Below are 18,328 nucleotides of genomic sequence, written 5' to 3' on the forward strand. Positions count from 1 at the left end.
GGACCGCGGCTGGATGCCTCCGGGGCGACCTGAAGCCGTTGGCCGTAAAGGGAATGCCGCCGACTGGTGATCACGACGTCAGTGATCAGCCGCTCCGCGTCAGCGGCAGTCTGTGATGATCGGGGATCCGGTGGTGGCCACCGCCATTCTCGACCGGCTGCTTCACCACAGCCACGTTATCACCATCCGCGGCGACAGCTACCGGCTGCGCGAGAAGCGGCGGGCCGGCCTGCTCAAGACGAATCCGGCCCCGGCGGTCACCGAGAACACGCTATGACGTTCGAGGGTCCAGTTCCTCGTGTCGTCCCCGGTCCAGTTCCTGAAGTCGTTTGACAGCCAAAACCATGACGACCGCGGACAAAAGAAGACGATGGATCATGGGTCGGGACCATCCACAATGCCTGAACAGTGTCGATCACGGCAAAAACGGACCGATTTTGTCGCCAGTGCCCTGCCGATGTGGAATTGATTGCAAGTGTATGTCATTGAGCGGCGCAACCCCATGCGATTTTATCGGCCAGTGCCGCGGTCGCCAGCCGAGGCGCATCCCAAGCGCTTGCCCGCCGCATCGCTCCGGTCACCGGCTCTGGCGTTCGCCGCGGTAGCTGCAGTGGCCGCCGCGCGCAACGACCACATAGTCGGTCAGACGGATGCCCAACGCCTGTCCCCCAGCCTCAAGCGCCTTGGCCGAAGACCGATCATTCGCGGACAAGCGTGCGCTTCCTCGAACCTGTCCACGTGCGACGATCACCCCCACCGCATCCAGTTCCAGGGCCCGACGGAGGATCTCACGCGGGTAGACCTCCACCGTGCCGGCGGTGCCGACCTGATGCCGCTCATCGGCGATGAGGTGGTGCTGCACGTCGAGATAGAGGGCGCGGACCTGATCGACCCGTTCCCGCGCCAGCCTCATCTGGCAGTAAGCCAGGAGAGCCGGGGTCGTGGCGAGCAACGGCTGATGCACCGTCTCCTGCCACGCCAGCCGGGCTGCCACTTCCCAGACCAGCCGCATGGAGAGAAGCCCACGCTCGTCAAGGCGCGCGATCTGCCGCAGGCGCGGTGCCGGCGCGGCCACCACATCGGCCAAGCTCCCGAAATGATGCAGCAGCCGATCGGCGAGACAGTCTGCGTCGGCCTCTTTCCCCTCCGTCGTCAAGGCCAGCAGATGAGCCAGGAGCTGGCCATCGGGAATCGCCTCGAAGCCGCGTCCCTGCAGGCCGGCCCTTTGAGGCGGCTTCGCGGTCGAGGGAGCTTGCCGGCTGCTGCTCTTCGCGGGGCCACTTTGGCCACCCCGGAGGGGATCGCCTCCCTGGACACCCGGCACCGAGTCTCGGGCGTCCACCGGGGGCTGGGGACGATGGGTGGCTGCGCCACCCATCCCCACATCGGTTCCCTCCAGCATCGTCACGCCGGCCGGGGCTGGACGATCTCAGGGATCATCCATAGTCCGTCACGCGGCCGGATGGTGAGCGTCACCATGGCTTCCGGCAGCGAGCCCGGGATCAGCGAAAAGCGGAAGCGCTGCAGCAAAGTGGCCAGGACGATCTGCATCTCCATCATCGAGAAGTGCGCCCCGAGGCAGCGGCGCGGCCCGCCGCCGAAGGGGAAGTAGGTGAACTTGGACGCGCCCCGCGGCTCACCGTTGCGGAAGCGCTCGGGATCGAAGCCTTCGGGGTTGGGCCAGTGGGCCGCGCTGCGATGCACGACGTACGGCGGCATCATCACCACCGTGCCCGCGCGGATCGGAATGCCCTGCACGACGTCGTCGGCCACCGCTTGGCGGGAAATGGTCCAGACGGCAGGATTGAGCCGCATCGTCTCGTAGAGGGTCGCCCGGGTGTAGACGAGTTGGGGCAGGTCGGCGGCCGTCGGCCGGCGTGGGCCGAGGACGTCGTCGAGTTCCCTCCGGACGGCGGCGTAGACGGCGGGGTGGCGGGACAGCGCCTCCAAGGCCCAGGCCAGCGTCGTACCGGTGGTTTCGTGGCCGGACACGATGAAGCCGGCGATCTCGTCGCGGATCTGCTGGTTCGTCAGGCCGGCGCCGGACTCGTCGCGGGCATAGAGCAGAGCGTCCAGAATGTCCTCGCGGCGCTCGCCGCCGCCCCGGCGTTCCTCGATCAGCTCATAAACCATTTGGTCGAAACCGGCGAGGACGCTCCGGAGATGACGGTTCACCGGGGTCGGCACCCACAGGGGCGGCCGCAGCGGCCACCAGACCCGGCGTTCGCCTTCGCGCAGCAGGGGCTCGATTGCCGCCGTGATGGCCTCGGCACGCGCGCCAACGTCCACCCCGAACAGGGTCTTGATAATGACGTTGAGCGCGACATCCATGAACTCACGCAGCATGTCGACCGGTTCACCCCGGCGCGCCGCGCCGTCCAGCCGTTCCACGAGGCTGGCGGCGCTGCCTGCCATCACCCAACCGGCCGCCTCAAGATGGCGGGCCGAAAAGGCCGGCGCCGCCATGTGGCGCTGCCGGCGCCAGTCCGGGCCGTCGGCCAGAATGATGTTGTTGCCGAACACCCCGCGCAGGCGCTGATAGAAGCGCCCCTTCCGGTAGTTGCCCGCATTGCCTTCGAGGACATGGGCGATCACCGCCGGATCGGTGACGAGCAGCAGTTCGCCCATCGCCATGCCGAGACGGACCCGGACCACCGGGCCGGCCGATCGGGACAGCCGGAGGAAGAAGCCGAGAGGGTCATTGAGGATGAAGGGCAGGTTGCCGACGAACGGCCGGCCTTGGGCGAGCGGCAGTGCGGAGGCGTCGGGCGGCGCCAGCGGCAGCCGCGAGGAGACGAAGGTCATCGGTGGCTCCAGTGTGGACGGAGTCGGTGGAGAGGCGGGAGGTGGAGATCAGGCCGCGGTGCGGGCGTCGTCGCGGGCGCGGTCGCGCCGGAGGCGGTCGGCAAGCGCGGCGCGGGCCGCGGTGGAGACGTCCGTCCAGCCGGCGACGGCCCAATCGGTTCCGATCCGCTGCGGGGATGAAAGCCGATGGATGGGCAGGCCCGTGGCGTCCGCCACCAAGCGCTCCAGCCGGGTGTCGCTGACCGCCACCAGCCGGTGGATGCCCCGGTCGACGGCGAAGTCGAGCATGCGTCCGACCAAGCTCAGCAGAGCCCGGCGATGAGCGGTGCGGTCCCCCCGGGTGGGGCGGAGGGCGAAGCGGCTGATCTCCCAGGTTCCCTCGTCCTGCGGACAGGGCCGGTCGCCCAGCAGGGCGGGAAACACGTCGCGCAGCATGGAGGGCCCGGCCATCGGCAGCAGGCGTGCACCGGCGATGACCTGACCATCTTGATCCTGGCACACGGCGTAATGGGGGCCGAGGGTATCGAAGTAGTCCACTTCCTCGGCACCCCGTGCCGGCACCCAGCCAAGCCGCTGAACGAACACCTCGTGACGAAACTCGAACAGACGCCTCAACAGGTCCGGCGGGATCTGGTTCGATTGCTTTAAAAAGGAGATTTGGTGATTCATGAGCGCCATCCAAAGTGGTGAGCGCCCAAGACTCATGCATCGGTGTGCGAATTTGGAGTCGTCGGATCTGACGACGGCCTGCCGTCCGCGGTCGGGTCAGGCCACCGTCAAACCGCGCGCCACCGCTTCGGCGACGAGTTGCACCTTGCTGTCGACGCCCAACTTGTTGGCCGCGCGATCAAGGTGTTCGCGGACCGTCCGCTCGGTAATCCCGAGGATATCGCCGATCTGCCCATAGGTTTTCCCGTTGGCCATCCATCGCAGAACCTCCTGTTCACGCGGCGTCAGGGCTGCGGTGGCGGCAGCCGGTGCGGTGGCGGCTTCGATCCGCCGCGCGGCGGCGTGCAGATGGAGCACCAGGAGATGAACCTGATGGACGTGGGCGTCGATGTGCCGTTCCGTGGCCTCGCCCTCTTCCGGAAATGTCAGGCTGAGCATCGAGAAGGTTCGGGCATCGCCATGAACGGCCACGCTGACGCCGGCCTTCAGCCCATGCTCCCTGGCTTCGGCAAAAATCTTTTGGGCGCGCCCGGTGGCCGAGCGCTCCAGTTCGCTCCAGCGCACCGGCAGGACGGAGCGAAGCCCAGTCCGGATGACGGGATCGTCCTTGTAGTAGCCTTCGGCGTAGTAGCGCTCCTGCCAAGCCTGCGGAAACCGATGAACGCAGAGTGGCGGTTTCTGGAAGATGGTGCCCGGCTCCTGCCGGATGTCATGCACGAGAACACCACTGAAGAAGGCGTAACTGTTCGCCGCCAACGCCTTCGTCGTGTCCTCGAGAACGCCATCCAGAGTGGGCGCCGTATCCGCTCCGTTCAACTGGTGAAAGATGGCGTTCCACCATTGGCTGTCCATAGAGTTCTCCCAAACGCGCTGAATACGAGTGTACCGCCCTCAGGCATGGCTCGACCGGCAGTGTAGTTGCAAAGTAATGCGATCCGAAAGGCTCGCGGTGAATGCCTTCGGGTTGCTGTTGATCCTGGAATGCGTGCGATCTCTGAAGTTCTCATCCCTGAACACCTCGGCCGGCGTCAACTCTTATCGCCGAGGTACAGAAACACTACGCACAACGGCTCGCTCCAGGCAATGATTGGCGGCAAGAATCTCTACTATAAGATGCGCCTCTTCCCTTGAAGCCCAACGCTCCACCACCGATTGGGAAGCTGAATGGGTATAGGAAACGCCTACCGTGGTGTGGACGATAGGGGCTTGCCGCGATACGCATCGATCAACGCCGAAGGCACATCATCCGGGTAGCAGAGGGGTGACCGACCTCCTGGTCGGCTGTAAGCGCTGCGCCCGCCGCAGCGATGGCCGTTCCGCATGGTGCTGTAGGGACACGGGCACGATCCAGGATAGGCGTCAATCGACTCCTGAACGAGGCGCTCTCGGATTTCGGCGTCAGTCAGCGCGGGGCCGCGCGCCAAGGCGGGAGCCGCTCCGACGATCAACAGGAGTCCCAGCCATGGAAGCAGGTTGATCATCCGCATTCGCCACCTCGGCTTGCCGGTGAAAGCCTCAACATTCTGCGGCATTCGTCTTAACGGGATGTTTGCAGCCAACCGCGGCAACGCGACATACTGCCGCTCCGCCTACGCCTTGCCGGAAAGTCGCCCGATGTTTCCCCGCACCGCCGCCGTCCTGGCTCTCGGCGTTCTTGCCTTTGCTGGCGCTGTTCCGCCGGCCGCCGCGGCCCCCACCGCCTGCCCTCAGCACTTTGTCGCCGGGCAGGCGCCGGATTTGACGCGGCAAAGCCTGGCCGCCAAGACGCGCCCGCTTTGCTACGATGGCTACGCCCTGCTGCATTCCGGGATCAGCCGAACGCCGCTGTGGACGGCCGAGCATCTGACCGCGGAGCGGATCGCCGCGGCGCAGGGTCTGAAGCGCAAGAACCGTTTCCATGCCGACCCCAACCTGCCGGCGGACGAGCGGGCCGAACTCAACGACTACAAAGGGTCGGGGTTCGATCGTGGGCACATGGCCCCCTCCGGCGACATGCCGACACCGGTGGCCCAGGAGGAGAGCTTCAGCCTCGCCAACATGATCCCTCAAAGCTCCAAGATGAATCAGCTCATCTGGGAATGGATCGAGAGCGGCGTCCGGGCCTGGGCTGAACAAGAGGGCGAGTTGTATGTCGTCACCGGGCCGATCTTCCAGGGGCAGAGCCTGCAGCGCATCAACGGCCGGGTCCTGGTACCGACTCACGCCTTCAAAGCGGTCTACGATCCGCAGCGGCGGCAGGCGGCTGCTTACGTCGTCGAGAACATCACCACCAAGGCCTACCGGGTGCTGTCGATCGCCGACCTGGAACAGCTGACCGGGGTCGCGGTGTTTCCAGGACTCCCGGACACGGTCAAGGCCGTCGCCATGCCACTGCCCAAGCCCAGGCCGCGCCGGCCGTCCTAACGCCGGTCGGCGCGCTCCGCAACACGTCCGCAGCAAACGAGGTTCGCATGCCGTCTCCCATCACCCCCTTCGTCGACGAGGCGGAGTCGCTGCAGATCGACGACCTGACGGTCGAGAACCAGACCGACCGCGTCTCGCTTTACGGCAGCCTCGCGCTCACCCGAGACAAACAGGGCTTGGCGCGTGCCCGAGAGTTGAAGGCGCTCGTGGACAGCGTCGTCGCCGCGTTGGAGTACGACGAGACCCTGCCCGATGCGGTGGCGACGAAGCCGCCGGATCAGGTGCCGAATCCGTTCGGCTGAGGACCACCCGGCGCTGAGGTGAGGTGGTGGAAGGGCCGCCCACCACATCACCTCAGTCCGGACTGGTCCCGGCGACCAAGGTGTAACCGGACTTGCTGGCCGCTGCCGAACAGGCAACCGGCGCACGGCTGATGGCCGCGCTCGACACGATCAACTGCACCATGGGCCGGGACACCCTGGTGCTGGCGGCTATGCTGGGTCGGGCTTGGCGTACGCGCCAGGAACAGCGTCGCCGTCCTACACCACCCGGCTGGCGGATGTGCCGTTGGTACGCGCCTAACTGGGCCGTCTCCCTGGCACGGCATCTCAGTGTTATCTCGCCTCATTAAGGCCCTGTCGGAACGGTGCTGGACTTCAAGCGACGCTTTGAATCAAAGCGGCCATATTACCAACCTCAAACAACGCAGCCGACGCCGCCGTCCCATTTGGAGAAAGGTCGCTGGTTCGAACGCGCCCCACAGTCACTCGATCGCGCGGACCGCCGCTGAGAGACTTTCCGGGCAACCTAAAGCCAGCAGTTTGTCCAGCCACGCTTGCTGCGCCTCGCGCCACTCCCGTTCATTGGTATCAATGGATTGGGCGATCAGGCGCCAATTGTATTTGACGCCAGCCCGCTGCAAAAGCTGCGCGACCTCATATCCCTCCCAAGCTGACCGGTCGCATCCCTTCAGCCACTCAAGGGTCTGATCCCACGCTACTTTGAATTGTTCCGTTGCCATCATCTTAACGCGTCTGCGCTCCTGTGCGGGCGAACGGGACAGTCTGGCGTGGGCTATACCCAGCAAGTCCATTGTCCCGACGTTCGTTTTCGGGTTACGGACATAAACCGAAAATCCAATCTATGGTCAAGCCATTTGCCCGAAAGGACAGTTCGGGTCATGGCTCGAGACCTGAAACAGACTATCGGATTGCGGATGCGCGCCCGCCGGCTAGCGTTGAACCTTACGCAGGAGCAGGTCGCAGAAGCCATCGACCGGACCGTTGAAACGGTATCGAACATTGAGCGCGGGAGAGTCTTCCCCGGCCTAGACACATTGGACCAGATCGGCCGGGTGTTGAATTTGCCGCTTGGTGCCTTGTTCGAAAGTGTAGAGACATCAGTATCGCCGCGCCGGGCAGAACTGCAGGCGCGTTTGCTCGTTGTCGCCGACGCTCTTACGGACATCGATCTGGAGATCGCCCTTCGCCAAATAGAAGTCTTGGCACAGGGCCGTGAACGGCGCGGCTGATGATATAAGCTCGCTTAGCCGGCCGCCTCGACCTTGCGCCAGCGGTGTATGTGCTCGATATTCGACCGCGCGGCCAATGGCTCTGGCTCCCGGTTTTCCGGGCCGGCCCAGTCCAGCAGGCGTTGCCCGCCACCCTGCAACTGGTTCGGTCAAAACCGAGCAGGCGAAGCCATAAGGTCCCGACACCATTCCTGCGCGCGGCACACGCGATTCATCACCCGCGCCGCGGCCACCCCCATCGCCCGCACGAGCTTGCCACACACCTCCCCCACATGGTCCGGGCGAGCGTGTCGACCGCATCGCCCGGAGCGTCGGCGGGCGGACCCTGCAGCGAGGCCGCCGGTCTGGGTTCGGGCTTCAGGACGCGCGCCCTCACCGGCGGCCCCCGTCGGCGTAGGGCGGGACATAGGGCTGTCCGTAGGGCGCGCAGCCGTTTTCCAGCTTGTTCTCGATGCGCAGCAGATGGTCGGTCAACCGCTGCTCCACATCCTTCAGCGTCGCGACCGAGACGTAGGTCTTGGCGACCTCCAGCTTGTAGGCCGCAAGGCTCTCGCGCACCTGCGCCTGCGCGGACTCGGCGCGCGCCCGCACGGTCTCCAGCGCCGTCTCCGCATCCTTGCGCAGCCGCGCGATCAGCCAGAACAGCCCGCCCATGACCGGCAGTTCGACCGCCGTGATCCACCAGGACAGGTCGATGGTTTCCTGCATCTCCGTTCTCCATGGAAAAAAGGCAAAAGAAAAGGCCGCCTTCCGGTCAGGAAGGCGGCCCGACGAACACGGAACCTCACGGGCGGCGGTCACACGTCCCAGCCCTCCGCCGTGACCGGGGAGGCCGCGGCACGCCAGTCCGGCTTCCGCCCCGGCGTCGGCTGGCGGTCGAAACGGAAGGGTTCGCAGGACAGCGCGCCGGCCAGCGCGTCCAGCCCGTCGTCGTGGCCCGCGTAGCATCCGTCCGGCGACCATTCGCGCATTTCGCGGATGAAAGGCGTCTCCCACACCGCGGCGTGGGGCAGCAGACGCCGGTCGGCCAGCAAGGCGTCGAACGCCTCACGGATGCGCAGGGACTTGGCGCGGCGGCTGGCCTCCTCGACCACGGCGGCGCTGACCTTCTCCTTCTCCAGCGCCTTGCGCAGCAGGCCGGGCAGGAAGCGCCCGATGCCGTTGATCTCCACATGCACCGCCGGCAGATGGTGCCGCTCCAGAAAGCGGGCGATCTGGAGGCACTGCTGTTCCGCCTCGGTGTCCGGATCGCCGGGGTCCACCGTCAGGTAGAGAACGCGGAGCAGGTAGAAGCGCCCTCGGGTCCACTGTGGCTTCGTCCGCCGTCGCTACGGATTTTATTACCCTAAGCAGCGCTTTGAACCAGTGCCGAACGAATTTATGGTTCCGGCGATGAGGCTTTATGGGTGCTCTCGTGGGTCTTTATGGTTCCCTCCAGAGTAGGCGCCGGCGCTGGCGATGATCTGCCGCTCGTCGATGTTGGTCTTCAGTTCGTCCAGCCGGTCGACCCAATCGCCGGCGTAGAAGTCGTAGAGGGTGCATTCGACCGGCGTGTGGTCCAGGTTCATCACCGGAACGGCGCCGTGGCGCGCCTTGGTGGAGGCGGTGCCCTTGCCGACCTTCTGGAAGACGGTGGAGGCGCCCTGGACGTTGTTCTTGGTGCGCACCGTGTTGCGCAGCTTCGAGCCCATGCGCTGGTAGGCGTCGTGCACTTCGCGTTCGAACTGCTTGACGAAAGCCTGGGCGACCGAGGTGGACATTGGACTGTATTCCTTTCGCGTTCTGCGGGGTCCCGTCCGGCGGGAAGCATTCCGCCACCCGGTTGTCGGGCGCGCCCAATCCCGGAATAGGACAAGGGGACGCGCGCCCGGCCGCGGGCGAAGCGCGAAAAAGAAAGAGGCGGGCCGGGCCTTTCGGTTGTCCGGCCCGCCTCTTTCAGGACAGGCATGGAGGGGAGGTTCGGGGTGCCGCGGCCCACCGCGTGAGGGGACGCACGACGGGCGTTGGCAAGAGCGTTTCTAAGACACTCATCCTTCCATGTCAAGAATATTTTCCTTTTCCGTGAGCCGTCCTCTTGCCGCGGTACTCCCTCGGAGCGTGGAATATCCCCCAGAACCAGACTGTTGGATGGATGGCCTCAACGGCCCGAAAAACACGGCATAAAAAAGGAATACGCTTCATGAAGACGATCATCACCGCCTGTGGCGTCGCAGCGCTCCTGCTCGCCACGCCGGCCCTGGCCGAGGGCATGTCCGGAACCACCGCCAAGGAGGTTCCGACCAACAAGGCGACCGGGCAGGTCGCGGCCACCCACGGCTCGCTCGACCCGGCGGTCGCGAAGATGACCGCGGCCCAGCTCAAGGGGAAGGACGTCTACGGCAGCGACGGCAAGGACATCGCCGAGATCGAGGGCATCGTCCGCAAGGGCGGCCAGACCTTCGCGGTGATCGACGTCGATCACATCGCCGACATCAGCGACAAGGACGTCGTCCTGCCGCTGGAGCGGCTGCACATGAAGGGCAAGCGCTTGACCGTCGACATGACGGAGAACGACCTCAAGGGTCTGGAGTCCTGGCAGAAGGACAAGTACGAGGACGTCAAGGGCGCGTTGCGCTGACGTCAGGGGCGGACCGGGAGGAAGAACCGGGGGCGACGGCCCCCGGTTCTTCCGGATCTCACGCCGACCGGCGCAGGCGCACGGCCAGCAGGTCGGCGGCCTGACCGGAGGGAACGGGGCGCCCGGTCAGCCAGCCCTGGACCAGGGTGCAGTTGTGGTGGCGCAGGAAATTGGCCTGCTCCTGCTTCTCCACCCCTTCCGCCACCACGTCGAGCCCCAGCATGTCGGCCATGGCGATGATGGTGGAGACGATGCCGTTGTCCTCGCGCTCGCTCGGCACGCCGTTCACGAAGGAGCGGTCGATCTTCAGCGTCGTCACCGGCAGCCGCTTCAGGTAGCTCAGCGAGGAATGGCCGGTGCCGAAATCGTCCACCGCCACGCGGATGCCCATGGCCTTCAGCGCGGCCAGAACGGACAAGGCATGGTCCATGTCCTGCATCACCGCCCCCTCGGTGATCTCCAGCTCGACCAGATCGGGCGACAGGCGGTGGCGGTCGATGATGCGGCGGAAATCTTCGGCGGAGCGTTGGCGCAGGTGGCGCGGCGAGATGTTGACGGCCACCGGCACCGGCTCCAGCCCGCGGTCGATCCACTCCCGCAACTGCCGGCAGGCCTCGTCCAGCACCCAGTCGCCGAGGGGCACGATGAAGCCGGTGTCCTCCGCGACCGGGATGAACTCGCCGGGGGAGATCATGCCGAAGCCGGGCTTGTCCCAGCGCAGAAGCGCCTCGAAGCCCTCCAGCGACAGGTCGATCAGCGACACCTTGGGCTGGTAGTGGAGCTGGAACTCCCCGCGCGCCAGCGCCGCCCGCAGGTCGCGGTCCAACGCCAGATGACGGTGCGCCTGGTCAGCCAGCTCCTTGCGGAAGAAGGCGTGGCGCTTGCCACCGGCCCGCTTGGCCGCGTAGAGCGCCGTGTCGGCGGAGCGGATCAGCTCCTGCGCGCTGTCGGCGTGGTCGGGGAACAGGGCGATGCCGATCGACGGGCGGACGTAATGTTCCGTCCCCATCAGCAGCACCGGCTCGTCGAAGGCGGCCAGGATGCGCTGGGCGGCGGTTTCCGCCTCCTTCGCCTCGCCCAGTTCGTCGAGGATCACCGCGAAGTCGTCGGTGCCGATGCGCCCCACCGTGTCGCTGGCCCGCACCGTGACGACGATCCGCGAGGCGACCTCCTGCAGCAGCAGGTCCCCGGCGTGATGGCCCAGCGTGTCGGTGATCAGCTTGAAACGCGACAGGTCGAGGCACAGCACCGCGAAGCGGCGGCCATGACGGCGCGCCCGCTCGATCGAGGTGTCGAGCAGCGATTCGATGAGGGCCCGGTTCGGCAGGCCGGTCAGCCGGTCGCGCGTGGCGAGGCGCAGCAGCTCCCGCTCGTGGCGCATCCGCTCCGTCATGTCGGCCAGCGCGCAGACGTAGCTGCGCCGCCCCTGCACGTCCAGGCAGGACAGGGAGAGCGAGGCGTCGATCCGCCCGTCCCCCCGCTCGATCACCAACTCCTCGGCGCGCTCCGTGCGGCCACCGGCTCCCAACTCCGCCACGCCCGCCGCACCGTCCCCGCCCGGCGCCCCCAGGCCGAGCAGCCGGGCGACCCGCTCGCGGTCCTCCTCGGCGAACAGGTCGGCGAAGCGATGGCCGTCGAGCCGCTCCGCGGGCACCCCGAACAGCGCGACGGCGGCGGGGTTGTGTTCCTGGACCAAGCCGTCCTCGCCGACCAGAACGATGGCTTCGCCGATGTTGTTCATGATGCCGAACAACCGCTCGTCGCGCACGATCAGCGCCTCGGCGGCCTGCCGGAAGTAATCCATGGCGCGGGCCATGGCGCCGAACTCGTCCCTGCGGTCGCGGCCGGGGATGTCGATGCCGGTCTGCCCTTCGGTCAGCCGCTCCATCCGCTCCGACAGCGCCTCGATGGGGCCCAGCACATGCTGCGACAGGAACACAGAGAGCGGCCAGCTCAGCACCAGCAGAACGGCGATGAACAGGACGAAGGCCAGAGCTTCCATGGCGAATTCGCGGTCGAGGTCGTCGGTCCCGCTGGCCGCCGCGATGGCCCAGCCCCAGGGCTCGAAGGTCAGGCTGGCGCGGACCGAATGGCCCTCGCCCATCCAGCCCTCGGGCACGCGCCCGTCGGTGAACACGCTGACATGGAAAGGATCGCGCCCCAGCGCCCGCAGCGCCAGCCGCGCCTGACCCTGGCCTTCGTCCCGCGGCAGGGCGCCCGCCTCGATGGCCGTGTTGATCTCGCCGAGCATGGCGTGCGCCGACCCGACCAACGCGTGGGTCAGCCGTTCCCGTTCCGTGATCAGACCGCTGCGCAGCAGGTAAAGCGCCGGTATCGCCGCCATGAGGCAGCCGATCAGGCCGATCCAGGTCAGCCAGCGGATCTTGCGGCGCAGCGTCATCACGGTTCCGGCGGCAATCGTCGCACCCGGCTGCTTCCGGGCGGTTGTCATTCTGCGCGAAAGCGTCGCTTTTTTATTTCAAACACGCAACGGTCAAGTTGCCCGCCCCGGTCCCCCTTCGTCCTTTTCAATCCGGCTGCGACATTTCGCCCATCCGGCGCGGCGTGGGTTCGAAGCTCCTCCCGCGAAGCACGCCGCGCCGCCGGTCAGGCGGTCGGATCAGGCGGTCGGATACAGGCGCTGGAACCCGTCGGTCACTTTCGACACCACCGCCGGGTCGCGGTCCCGCCAATAGCGGGGATCACGCATCAGCGCCTGCAGCTCCGCCTCCCCGCCGGCGGACGGCGCGCCGGCCGGCATGGACAGGGCGGCGGGCTCGCCACCGGTCATCATCCGGTGAAGCGCCATCACCCCCTCATAGGTGGTCGACAAACCCTCCACCGCCGCCGGCGGCAGGTTCTTCACCGCCCAGGCGTGGAGCTGCCGCGACACCTCCCGCCAGCGCTCGGCCCCGCCGAACTGGGCGGACAACCGTTCGACCTCGCGTTCCGCCTGGAACTCGGCGGCCAGCTCCTGGATCAGCGGGACCAGCCGCTCGGCGGCCAGGTCGTAGACGAGTTGCGCCTGCTCCGGCGTGAAGCCGGCGCCGTGCAAACGGCCGTTGATCGCCGGGTCCGGCTCGAACAGCCCATGGTCGCAGGTGATGCAATAGCCTTCCGGTCCCTCCGGCACGCCCGGCACCGTCAGCAGGTCGGGCCGCTCGCCGTCACCGAGCGCAGGGGCAGGCGCGGACAGCTTGCGCTCCAGCTCCAGATATGACTTCAGCAGCGCTTCCACGCGCACCGCGCCGGTTTCCGGGTCGCGGAACTTCTCGGGCACCGCGGGCGGGGCGCCGGGAACGGTCGAGGTCAGCAGGTTTTCGGCCATAAATAGCTCCTTATCGATGAAAGACTCAGGCGCCCTGCCCGCGGGCGGTCAGGGCGAGGATGAGGGCGACGAGGCGGCGCTGGCCCTCCAGGTCGCGCAACGCGGCGTCGGAGGCGTCGGGGCCGAGCGTGCGTTCGAGCGTCATCGCCGTCAGCGTGGCCAGCACCCGCGCCCCGTCCGGCCCGGCGAAGCAGCGGGCGAAGCTGGGGGCCGGATCGCCGGCCGGAACGGCCGCGGCGGGCGGCACGCCCTCCAGCCAAGCCCAGCCGCCGTTGTTCCAATCCGCCGGATCAGCCATGGGGCGCCTCCGCCCGCACCAGCTTGGCGGGCACGCCGAAGGCCTCGCCCAGCCAGCGCGCGGTCGCCGCCACGTCCACCGACGACAGCGCCTCCGGACCGAGCTGCCGCGCGGTGTCCAGCCAGCGCAGGGTCGCCTGGACGTCCCGCTGCGCCTGCGCCTGGGCGAGTGGGGAACGGTGCTGCAAAGCCACCGTACGCCCATCCACCGCGATGTCCGGGATCTCGCCGCGGCGGCGCAGGATGCCGACGGCGCGCAGCAGCAGCGGCGTCAGCAGCTCCGCCTGGAGCCGCCCATAGGTCGCGCCGAGCAGCCGGGCCATCTCGGCGGAGCGCTCGACCACCTCGGTCGCGGTCATGCGCGGCTGGTCCAGCGGCCCCAGCCGGTCGGCGAGCAGCGCGTGGCGGATGCGCGCCCGCAGGTCGTCCAGAACGAGCTGCGACACGTCGAACCGCCCGGGGTTGGCGAGCGGCGTCAGCCCGGCCGACCCCACCGCCTTTGGGATGATCGTCCCCGGCACCAGCCGGATCGTCGCGGGGTTCAGCACCCCGTCGTCGTCGGCCTGCCAGATGCCGGTGACGGCGACCGAGGCGTTCTTCAGCACCAGCTCGACCACCTTGTTGGCGGTCTTGATGTCGGGCAGCGCCTTCATGACCGGCGACCGGCCATAGGTCTCCCCCGGTGCCTTCAGCCAGCGGAAATTGATGAAGGGAGACTGCGCGAAGTGCCCCTCGGCCAGCGTGGCGGGATCGGCCAGACCGCTGTCCAGGACCACCGTCCAGCGGTAGGCCAGCCCGTCCGGCAGCACCGCCTCGACCAGCGGGAAACGGCTGTCCGGCTCTGCGGCGCCGCGTTCCCGCACCTCGTCCGGGAGGGCCGCGCCGGGAAAGCGCCGCTCGATCTGGGGCAGCGTCGCCTCGCTGCGCCGGAAGGTGCCGTCCAGCCGCCCGTCCGCCCCCTCCTCCAGCACCGCCTCGGCCAGCGGCACCGCGGTGAAGCGCAGGCTGGACGCGCCGCCGGGCGGGGCCTCCTCCATCAGCAGGCAGGCGGTGCCCACCGTTACGAGGTCGAGGAAGGCCTGATGGATCTCGACGGCGAAGTTCGAGCGGTCGACATGCGCCTGCACGATGCCGGCGGCGCGGTCGAGCATCGGGGCCACGCGGTCGCGCTCCCCGTCCGGCAGCGACGGGCCGGGCTGCAGCCCGAACCAGCGCGACCAGGGCGGGGTCAGCTCGGCGAGCAGGCTGGCCGCGAGCTGCTCCACCGCGTCCGGCGCGGTCCCGTCGAACAGCCGGTCCACCCGTCGCTCGCCGGGGGTGCCGCCGCCGCGGAAAGGCTGCCCATTGGGCAGGGCGTGGTCGTAGCAGTCCTGCCAGTGGCTTTCCCAGACCGACCGGCGCTCCCGCGCCGCCCGGTAGCGTTCCAGCAGACGCTCCGGCCCGTTCGGCGACGCGGAAGCGGCATCCCCCTTGCGGCGTTTCCGAACAGCGTCGTGTGTGGTGTCGCTCATGGCCTCACTCCCCCAACAGGCGCTTGCGCAGCGGCACCAGGGCGCCGACGTCCAGTGCGCCACGCCACGAGGTCTGGACCGTCCCCGCCCGTCCCCGGTTGCGCCGCTGGATCAAAGCCTCGGCGGCCTTGGCCGGGTCCTTCTCCTCCTCCGTGGCCGGAGCCGGGGTGGCCGGGTCGGCGGCGGGCGGGACCGCGGGTGCCGGGACCTCCACCACCGGGGCGGCGGGTTCCGGAACCGATTCCGGGACGGTGTTCCACCAGGGCGTCGTGATGGCAGCCGGCGCCGGAGTCTCCACGGGCGCCGGTGCCGGGGGCGGCGCGGGGGCGGGCTCGGGGGCGGATGCCGGCGCGGGTTGAGGGGTGGGCGCAGGCGCGGGCGCGGGGGCGGACGCAGGCGGCGGCGCCGGCCGGGGCGCCTTGAACAGGTTCGCCATGGGCGGGGTTTCCTTGCTCGTGGTGTGACGGGGTGACAGGAAGCGGAAGAGGCCGGCGGCGCGGGTCAGGACGCGGCGGCGGGCCGCGTCAGGCGCCGGTAGAGCTGCCAGGGCGTCAGGACGCCGGGGGCATGCAGCCCCAGCAGGCGCTTGACCGCCTCTACGCAGGTGAAGGGCGCCCAGGGGGCCGGGCGGGTCAGGCCGCGCCGCACCGGCGCCGGGGCCACCGCCATGCCAATCCCATGGTACCAGCCCGGCAGATCGAAGGCCGCGGGCAGGTCGAGGACCGACACGTCGGTGAAGGGCGAGAGCGGATCGACGATCACCCAGTGGCGCCCGTCGTGCAGCAGCGCGAAGCAATGGCGGAATCCCGGTTTCAGCAGGCGCAGCCACCACAGCTCCGCCTCGCCCCGGAAGACCACCCAGACGCGCGGCGCGCCCGCTCCGGCCTGGCAGGCTCCCGCCCGGCACGGCTGGGGCATCGGCATGCTCACTGGACGATGCCCTTCTCGCGCAGCACCGGGCGGAGCCGGTCGAACGCCTCCCGCCACAGGGTGTGGGCGCGCTGTTCGCGGTAGCGCGCCGGGTCCGGCGCCATCAGGCGGCGCCCGTAATGGACCAGCACATGCAGATGGTCGCGGATCAGCAGGCGGCGGCGGTACAGCCGGTCCACCGCGCACAGCACGTCGCCGGGTTCGCACGGGCGCTGGACCAGCCCGCGCCCGGCGGCGATGCGCGCGCCGGCGGCCTTGGCGTCCTGCGCCTGGACCGACCAGAACCACGCCTCCTCCGCGCTGCCGAACGGTTCCCCGACGGCGTCGGACAGGACCATGGACGTGTTGCGGTGATGGACCATGCGTGAGGCCTCCCTCGGGAATTGCAGCTTTTGGGTTCGCAAGCGCAGCTTCGCTCTCGGGCGGAGCGCCGGATGGGCCGCGGCACGCGCGGCTGGCGAACACATGTTCACGTTATGTACTGATTAAAGTCCTTCGTCAAGGAAAATATGAATAGGTTCCTAGGGACGGGCTGGTTGGTTTATGTGATTATCCTCCCATGCTCAAACATGCGGACATCTGGCGGGCGATCGACCGCCTCGCGGCCCAGCACGGGCTGTCGGCCTCCGGGCTCGCGCGGCGCGCGGGGCTCGATCCGACGACCTTCAACAAGAGCAAGCGGACCACCGGCGACGGCAAGCTCCGCTGGCCTTCGACGGAGAGCGTGTCCAAGGTTCTGGAGGCAACCGGCGCGTCGCTGTCGGAGTTCGTCAGCCTCGTCGGCGATTCCGCGGGCGCCGGCTCGCTCCAACGGGTGCCGGTCATCGGCTACGCGCAGGCGGGCAACGCGGGTTTCTTCGACGACGCCGGCTTTCCCTCGGGCGTTGGCTGGGACGAGCTTTTGTTCCCCAGCATCGGCGATCCGCATGCCTATGCGCTGGAGATCGCCGGGGATAGCATGGACCCCGTCTACCGCGACGGCGACACCATCATCGTCTCGCCCGCCGCGCAGATCCGGCGCAACGACCGCGTCGTCGTCCGCACCAAGGGCGGCGAGGTGATGGCGAAGCAGCTCCTCCGCGAAACCGCCACGAAGATCGAGCTGATCTCCATCAACCGCGCCCATCCGGACCGCAGCATCCCGCGCGCCGAGGTCGCCTGGATGGCCCGCATCGTCTGGGCGAGCCAGTAAGCGTCAGCCCTGCGGCACTCTGTCCTAGGATATTTATCCTTTACTTCAGCCATCGGAGGGCTTAACGTCCGGGAATGACCGGATCCACCGGGGCGCCGCCGCGTCCAACCCCCGCCCCGCTGTCCCTCGTTTCACATCGTTTGGATGATCTCGAGCGCCGCCACGACGACGCGCCGCCCCGCGGCGTGCTTCGTACGGCGCTTCTGGACGGGACGGACCGTCATACCGCCCTGGCCTGCGCTGCGGTGTTTCGCCTGCACGACCGTCTGGCCGCCGAGGCCCGGCGAGGCGCGGCACAGCGCCGCCGCACCCTGCCCGCCGACCAGACCGCTGGCGACGCGTGGCTGTCCCGCCTCACCGCCGCTCTGACCCACCACCGCAACGCCGCCAGCATCCTGTTCCTTGCGGGGGCTTGAGCCCGCGCCCTCAGGCGGCCGGGGGAGCGCCGGTCTCGTCCGCCTTGGAACCCTCTGTGTTCAGGGCAACGACACGGGCGGTCTTCGCCTTCCTTGCGCGCGGCTTGCGAACCGGCGCCTCGGCAGGCGGAACCTCCGCCGGCTCGGTCACCTCTTCCAAAGCGACTTCCACAGCGACCGTCGGCGCCCCGGCCTTCTCGGTAGCCTTCTTCAACACCTTGCTCTTTGAAAAGCCGGACTCGCGCAGGGCCGTCTTCAACTCCTCCCACGCCAAGCGGATTTCCGTGGCGAAGGCCCGCGCATCGCCGTCGCGGTGGGTGCGGAAATACTCCGCCGCCTCCCGCATCTGGGCCGGCAGGGTTTCCGCCCCGGCGCGCACCGCCTCGTTGCGCAGGCGGTTGTGGCGGTCGTCCAGATAAGTAAGGATCTCCGACAACTCTTCCGGCGTGCAGCTTTTCTGGAGCCTGTCGGTGACCAGGGGCGCGGCCTTGTCGATCTTCCCGACCAGTTCCGACCGCCCGCGCTTCAGGTCCGGATCGTAGACGGTGCGGATAACCTGGATCACGCGGCGCCGTTCGCGGAATTGCATGCCCTTCCCCCCTGAACTGATTCCTCCGGTGGACCGGTCC

General features: G+C 68.1%; 22 protein-coding genes and 2 pseudogenes. 8 read left to right on the forward strand and 16 right to left on the reverse strand.

From position 1 onward, the window contains the following. Nucleotides 1–115: 115 nt before the first annotated feature. A pseudogene (locus DS837_RS29510) lies at nt 116–277 on the forward strand (ATP-binding protein); the annotation flags it as partial. A gap of 300 nt (nt 278–577) precedes the next feature. Here the strand turns inward: DS837_RS29510 and DS837_RS29515 are convergent. From DS837_RS29515 to DS837_RS29530, 4 genes are all read right to left on the reverse strand, one after another. Continuing rightward, entirely contained in the window at nt 578–1,402 is an 825-nt protein-coding gene (locus DS837_RS29515; RefSeq protein ID WP_149168009.1) for a JAB domain-containing protein, read from the reverse strand. A gap of 2 nt (nt 1,403–1,404) precedes the next feature. Then, on the reverse strand, nt 1,405–2,805 hold the full coding sequence (locus DS837_RS29520; RefSeq protein ID WP_149168010.1) for a cytochrome P450: 1,401 nt from the start codon (nt 2,803–2,805) through the stop codon (nt 1,405–1,407). Nucleotides 2,806–2,853: 48 nt separating this feature from the next. Next, nucleotides 2,854–3,474, reverse strand: a complete 621-nt coding sequence (locus DS837_RS29525; protein ID WP_170296045.1) for an acyl-homoserine-lactone synthase — start codon at nt 3,472–3,474, stop codon at nt 2,854–2,856. 96 nt (nt 3,475–3,570) lie between these two features. Then, complete coding sequence (locus tag DS837_RS29530; protein WP_149168012.1) at nt 3,571–4,326, reverse strand: helix-turn-helix transcriptional regulator; 756 nt, start codon at nt 4,324–4,326, stop codon at nt 3,571–3,573. A 621-nt stretch (nt 4,327–4,947) separates the two neighbouring features. Between DS837_RS29530 and DS837_RS29540 the strand changes: the two genes are divergently transcribed. From DS837_RS29540 to DS837_RS33385, 3 genes are all read left to right on the forward strand, one after another. Beyond that, on the forward strand, nt 4,948–5,877 hold the full coding sequence (locus tag DS837_RS29540; RefSeq protein WP_211102438.1) for a DNA/RNA non-specific endonuclease: 930 nt from the start codon (nt 4,948–4,950) through the stop codon (nt 5,875–5,877). 47 nt (nt 5,878–5,924) lie between these two features. Next, a complete protein-coding gene (locus DS837_RS29545) occupies nt 5,925–6,179 on the forward strand; it encodes a hypothetical protein (protein WP_149168014.1) in 255 nt (84 codons plus the stop codon). 131 nt (nt 6,180–6,310) lie between these two features. Next, a complete protein-coding gene (locus DS837_RS33385) occupies nt 6,311–6,508 on the forward strand; it encodes a DUF4113 domain-containing protein (RefSeq protein ID WP_425599282.1) in 198 nt (65 codons plus the stop codon). A 132-nt stretch (nt 6,509–6,640) separates the two neighbouring features. On the opposite strand, the gene DS837_RS29555 is transcribed toward DS837_RS33385, so the two are convergent. Next, complete coding sequence (locus DS837_RS29555) at nt 6,641–6,901, reverse strand: hypothetical protein (RefSeq protein ID WP_149168016.1); 261 nt, start codon at nt 6,899–6,901, stop codon at nt 6,641–6,643. A 156-nt stretch (nt 6,902–7,057) separates the two neighbouring features. On the opposite strand from DS837_RS29555, the gene DS837_RS29560 reads away from it, so the two are divergent. Then, the gene (locus DS837_RS29560) at nt 7,058–7,408 is read left to right on the forward strand and encodes a helix-turn-helix domain-containing protein (RefSeq protein ID WP_170296046.1); all 351 of its coding nucleotides are present in this window, start codon (nt 7,058–7,060) and stop codon (nt 7,406–7,408) included. Between the two features lie 372 nt (nt 7,409–7,780). On the opposite strand, the gene DS837_RS29565 is transcribed toward DS837_RS29560, so the two are convergent. The 3 genes and pseudogenes from DS837_RS29565 to DS837_RS29575 form a co-directional block, all read right to left on the reverse strand. Beyond that, entirely contained in the window at nt 7,781–8,116 is a 336-nt protein-coding gene (locus DS837_RS29565) for a hypothetical protein (protein ID WP_149168017.1), read from the reverse strand. A gap of 89 nt (nt 8,117–8,205) precedes the next feature. Then, entirely contained in the window at nt 8,206–8,670 is a 465-nt protein-coding gene (locus DS837_RS29570) for a phage terminase large subunit family protein (protein WP_247890196.1), read from the reverse strand. A gap of 156 nt (nt 8,671–8,826) precedes the next feature. Further along, a pseudogene (locus DS837_RS29575) lies at nt 8,827–9,168 on the reverse strand (phage capsid protein); the annotation flags it as partial. A 419-nt stretch (nt 9,169–9,587) separates the two neighbouring features. Between DS837_RS29575 and DS837_RS29580 the strand changes: the two are divergent. Beyond that, on the forward strand, nt 9,588–10,025 hold the full coding sequence (locus tag DS837_RS29580; protein ID WP_170296047.1) for a PRC-barrel domain-containing protein: 438 nt from the start codon (nt 9,588–9,590) through the stop codon (nt 10,023–10,025). A gap of 58 nt (nt 10,026–10,083) precedes the next feature. Here the strand turns inward: DS837_RS29580 and DS837_RS29585 are convergent, their stop codons facing one another. From DS837_RS29585 to DS837_RS29615, 7 genes are all read right to left on the reverse strand, one after another. Continuing rightward, nucleotides 10,084–12,477 carry a putative bifunctional diguanylate cyclase/phosphodiesterase gene (locus DS837_RS29585; protein WP_149168019.1) on the reverse strand — a complete coding sequence of 798 codons (2,394 nt, stop codon included), beginning with the start codon at nt 12,475–12,477 and terminating at the stop codon, nt 10,084–10,086. Nucleotides 12,478–12,645: 168 nt separating this feature from the next. Beyond that, on the reverse strand, nt 12,646–13,353 hold the full coding sequence (locus DS837_RS29590) for a capsid assembly protein (RefSeq protein ID WP_149168020.1): 708 nt from the start codon (nt 13,351–13,353) through the stop codon (nt 12,646–12,648). Nucleotides 13,354–13,378: 25 nt separating this feature from the next. Further along, nucleotides 13,379–13,651, reverse strand: a complete 273-nt coding sequence (locus tag DS837_RS29595) for a Bbp19 family protein (protein WP_149168021.1) — start codon at nt 13,649–13,651, stop codon at nt 13,379–13,381. Beyond that, the gene (locus tag DS837_RS29600) at nt 13,644–15,161 is read right to left on the reverse strand and encodes a portal protein (protein WP_149168022.1); all 1,518 of its coding nucleotides are present in this window, start codon (nt 15,159–15,161) and stop codon (nt 13,644–13,646) included. The genes DS837_RS29595 and DS837_RS29600 overlap by 8 nt, the downstream gene beginning before the upstream one ends. Nucleotides 15,162–15,165: 4 nt before the next feature. Then, entirely contained in the window at nt 15,166–15,459 is a 294-nt protein-coding gene (locus DS837_RS29605; protein WP_170296044.1) for a hypothetical protein, read from the reverse strand. 203 nt (nt 15,460–15,662) lie between these two features. Beyond that, a complete protein-coding gene (locus DS837_RS29610) occupies nt 15,663–16,079 on the reverse strand; it encodes a hypothetical protein (protein ID WP_149168024.1) in 417 nt (138 codons plus the stop codon). An 8-nt stretch (nt 16,080–16,087) separates the two neighbouring features. After that, complete coding sequence (locus tag DS837_RS29615) at nt 16,088–16,453, reverse strand: hypothetical protein (protein ID WP_109072273.1); 366 nt, start codon at nt 16,451–16,453, stop codon at nt 16,088–16,090. A 197-nt stretch (nt 16,454–16,650) separates the two neighbouring features. Between DS837_RS29615 and DS837_RS29620 the strand changes: the two genes are divergently transcribed. Both DS837_RS29620 and DS837_RS29625 read left to right on the forward strand, forming a co-directional pair. Continuing rightward, nucleotides 16,651–17,283 carry a S24 family peptidase gene (locus tag DS837_RS29620; RefSeq protein ID WP_149168025.1) on the forward strand — a complete coding sequence of 211 codons (633 nt, stop codon included), beginning with the start codon at nt 16,651–16,653 and terminating at the stop codon, nt 17,281–17,283. A gap of 140 nt (nt 17,284–17,423) precedes the next feature. After that, nucleotides 17,424–17,699: a hypothetical protein gene (locus DS837_RS29625; RefSeq protein ID WP_247890197.1), complete on the forward strand. Its 276-nt coding sequence runs from the start codon at nt 17,424–17,426 to the stop codon at nt 17,697–17,699. Between the two features lie 10 nt (nt 17,700–17,709). Here the strand turns inward: DS837_RS29625 and DS837_RS29630 are convergent, their stop codons facing one another. Further along, a complete protein-coding gene (locus DS837_RS29630) occupies nt 17,710–18,288 on the reverse strand; it encodes a hypothetical protein (RefSeq protein WP_149168027.1) in 579 nt (192 codons plus the stop codon). Nucleotides 18,289–18,328: the final 40 nt, after the last annotated feature.

This window comes from Azospirillum brasilense, from assembly GCF_008365405.1.
Lineage (GTDB): Bacteria > Pseudomonadota > Alphaproteobacteria > Azospirillales > Azospirillaceae > Azospirillum > Azospirillum brasilense_D.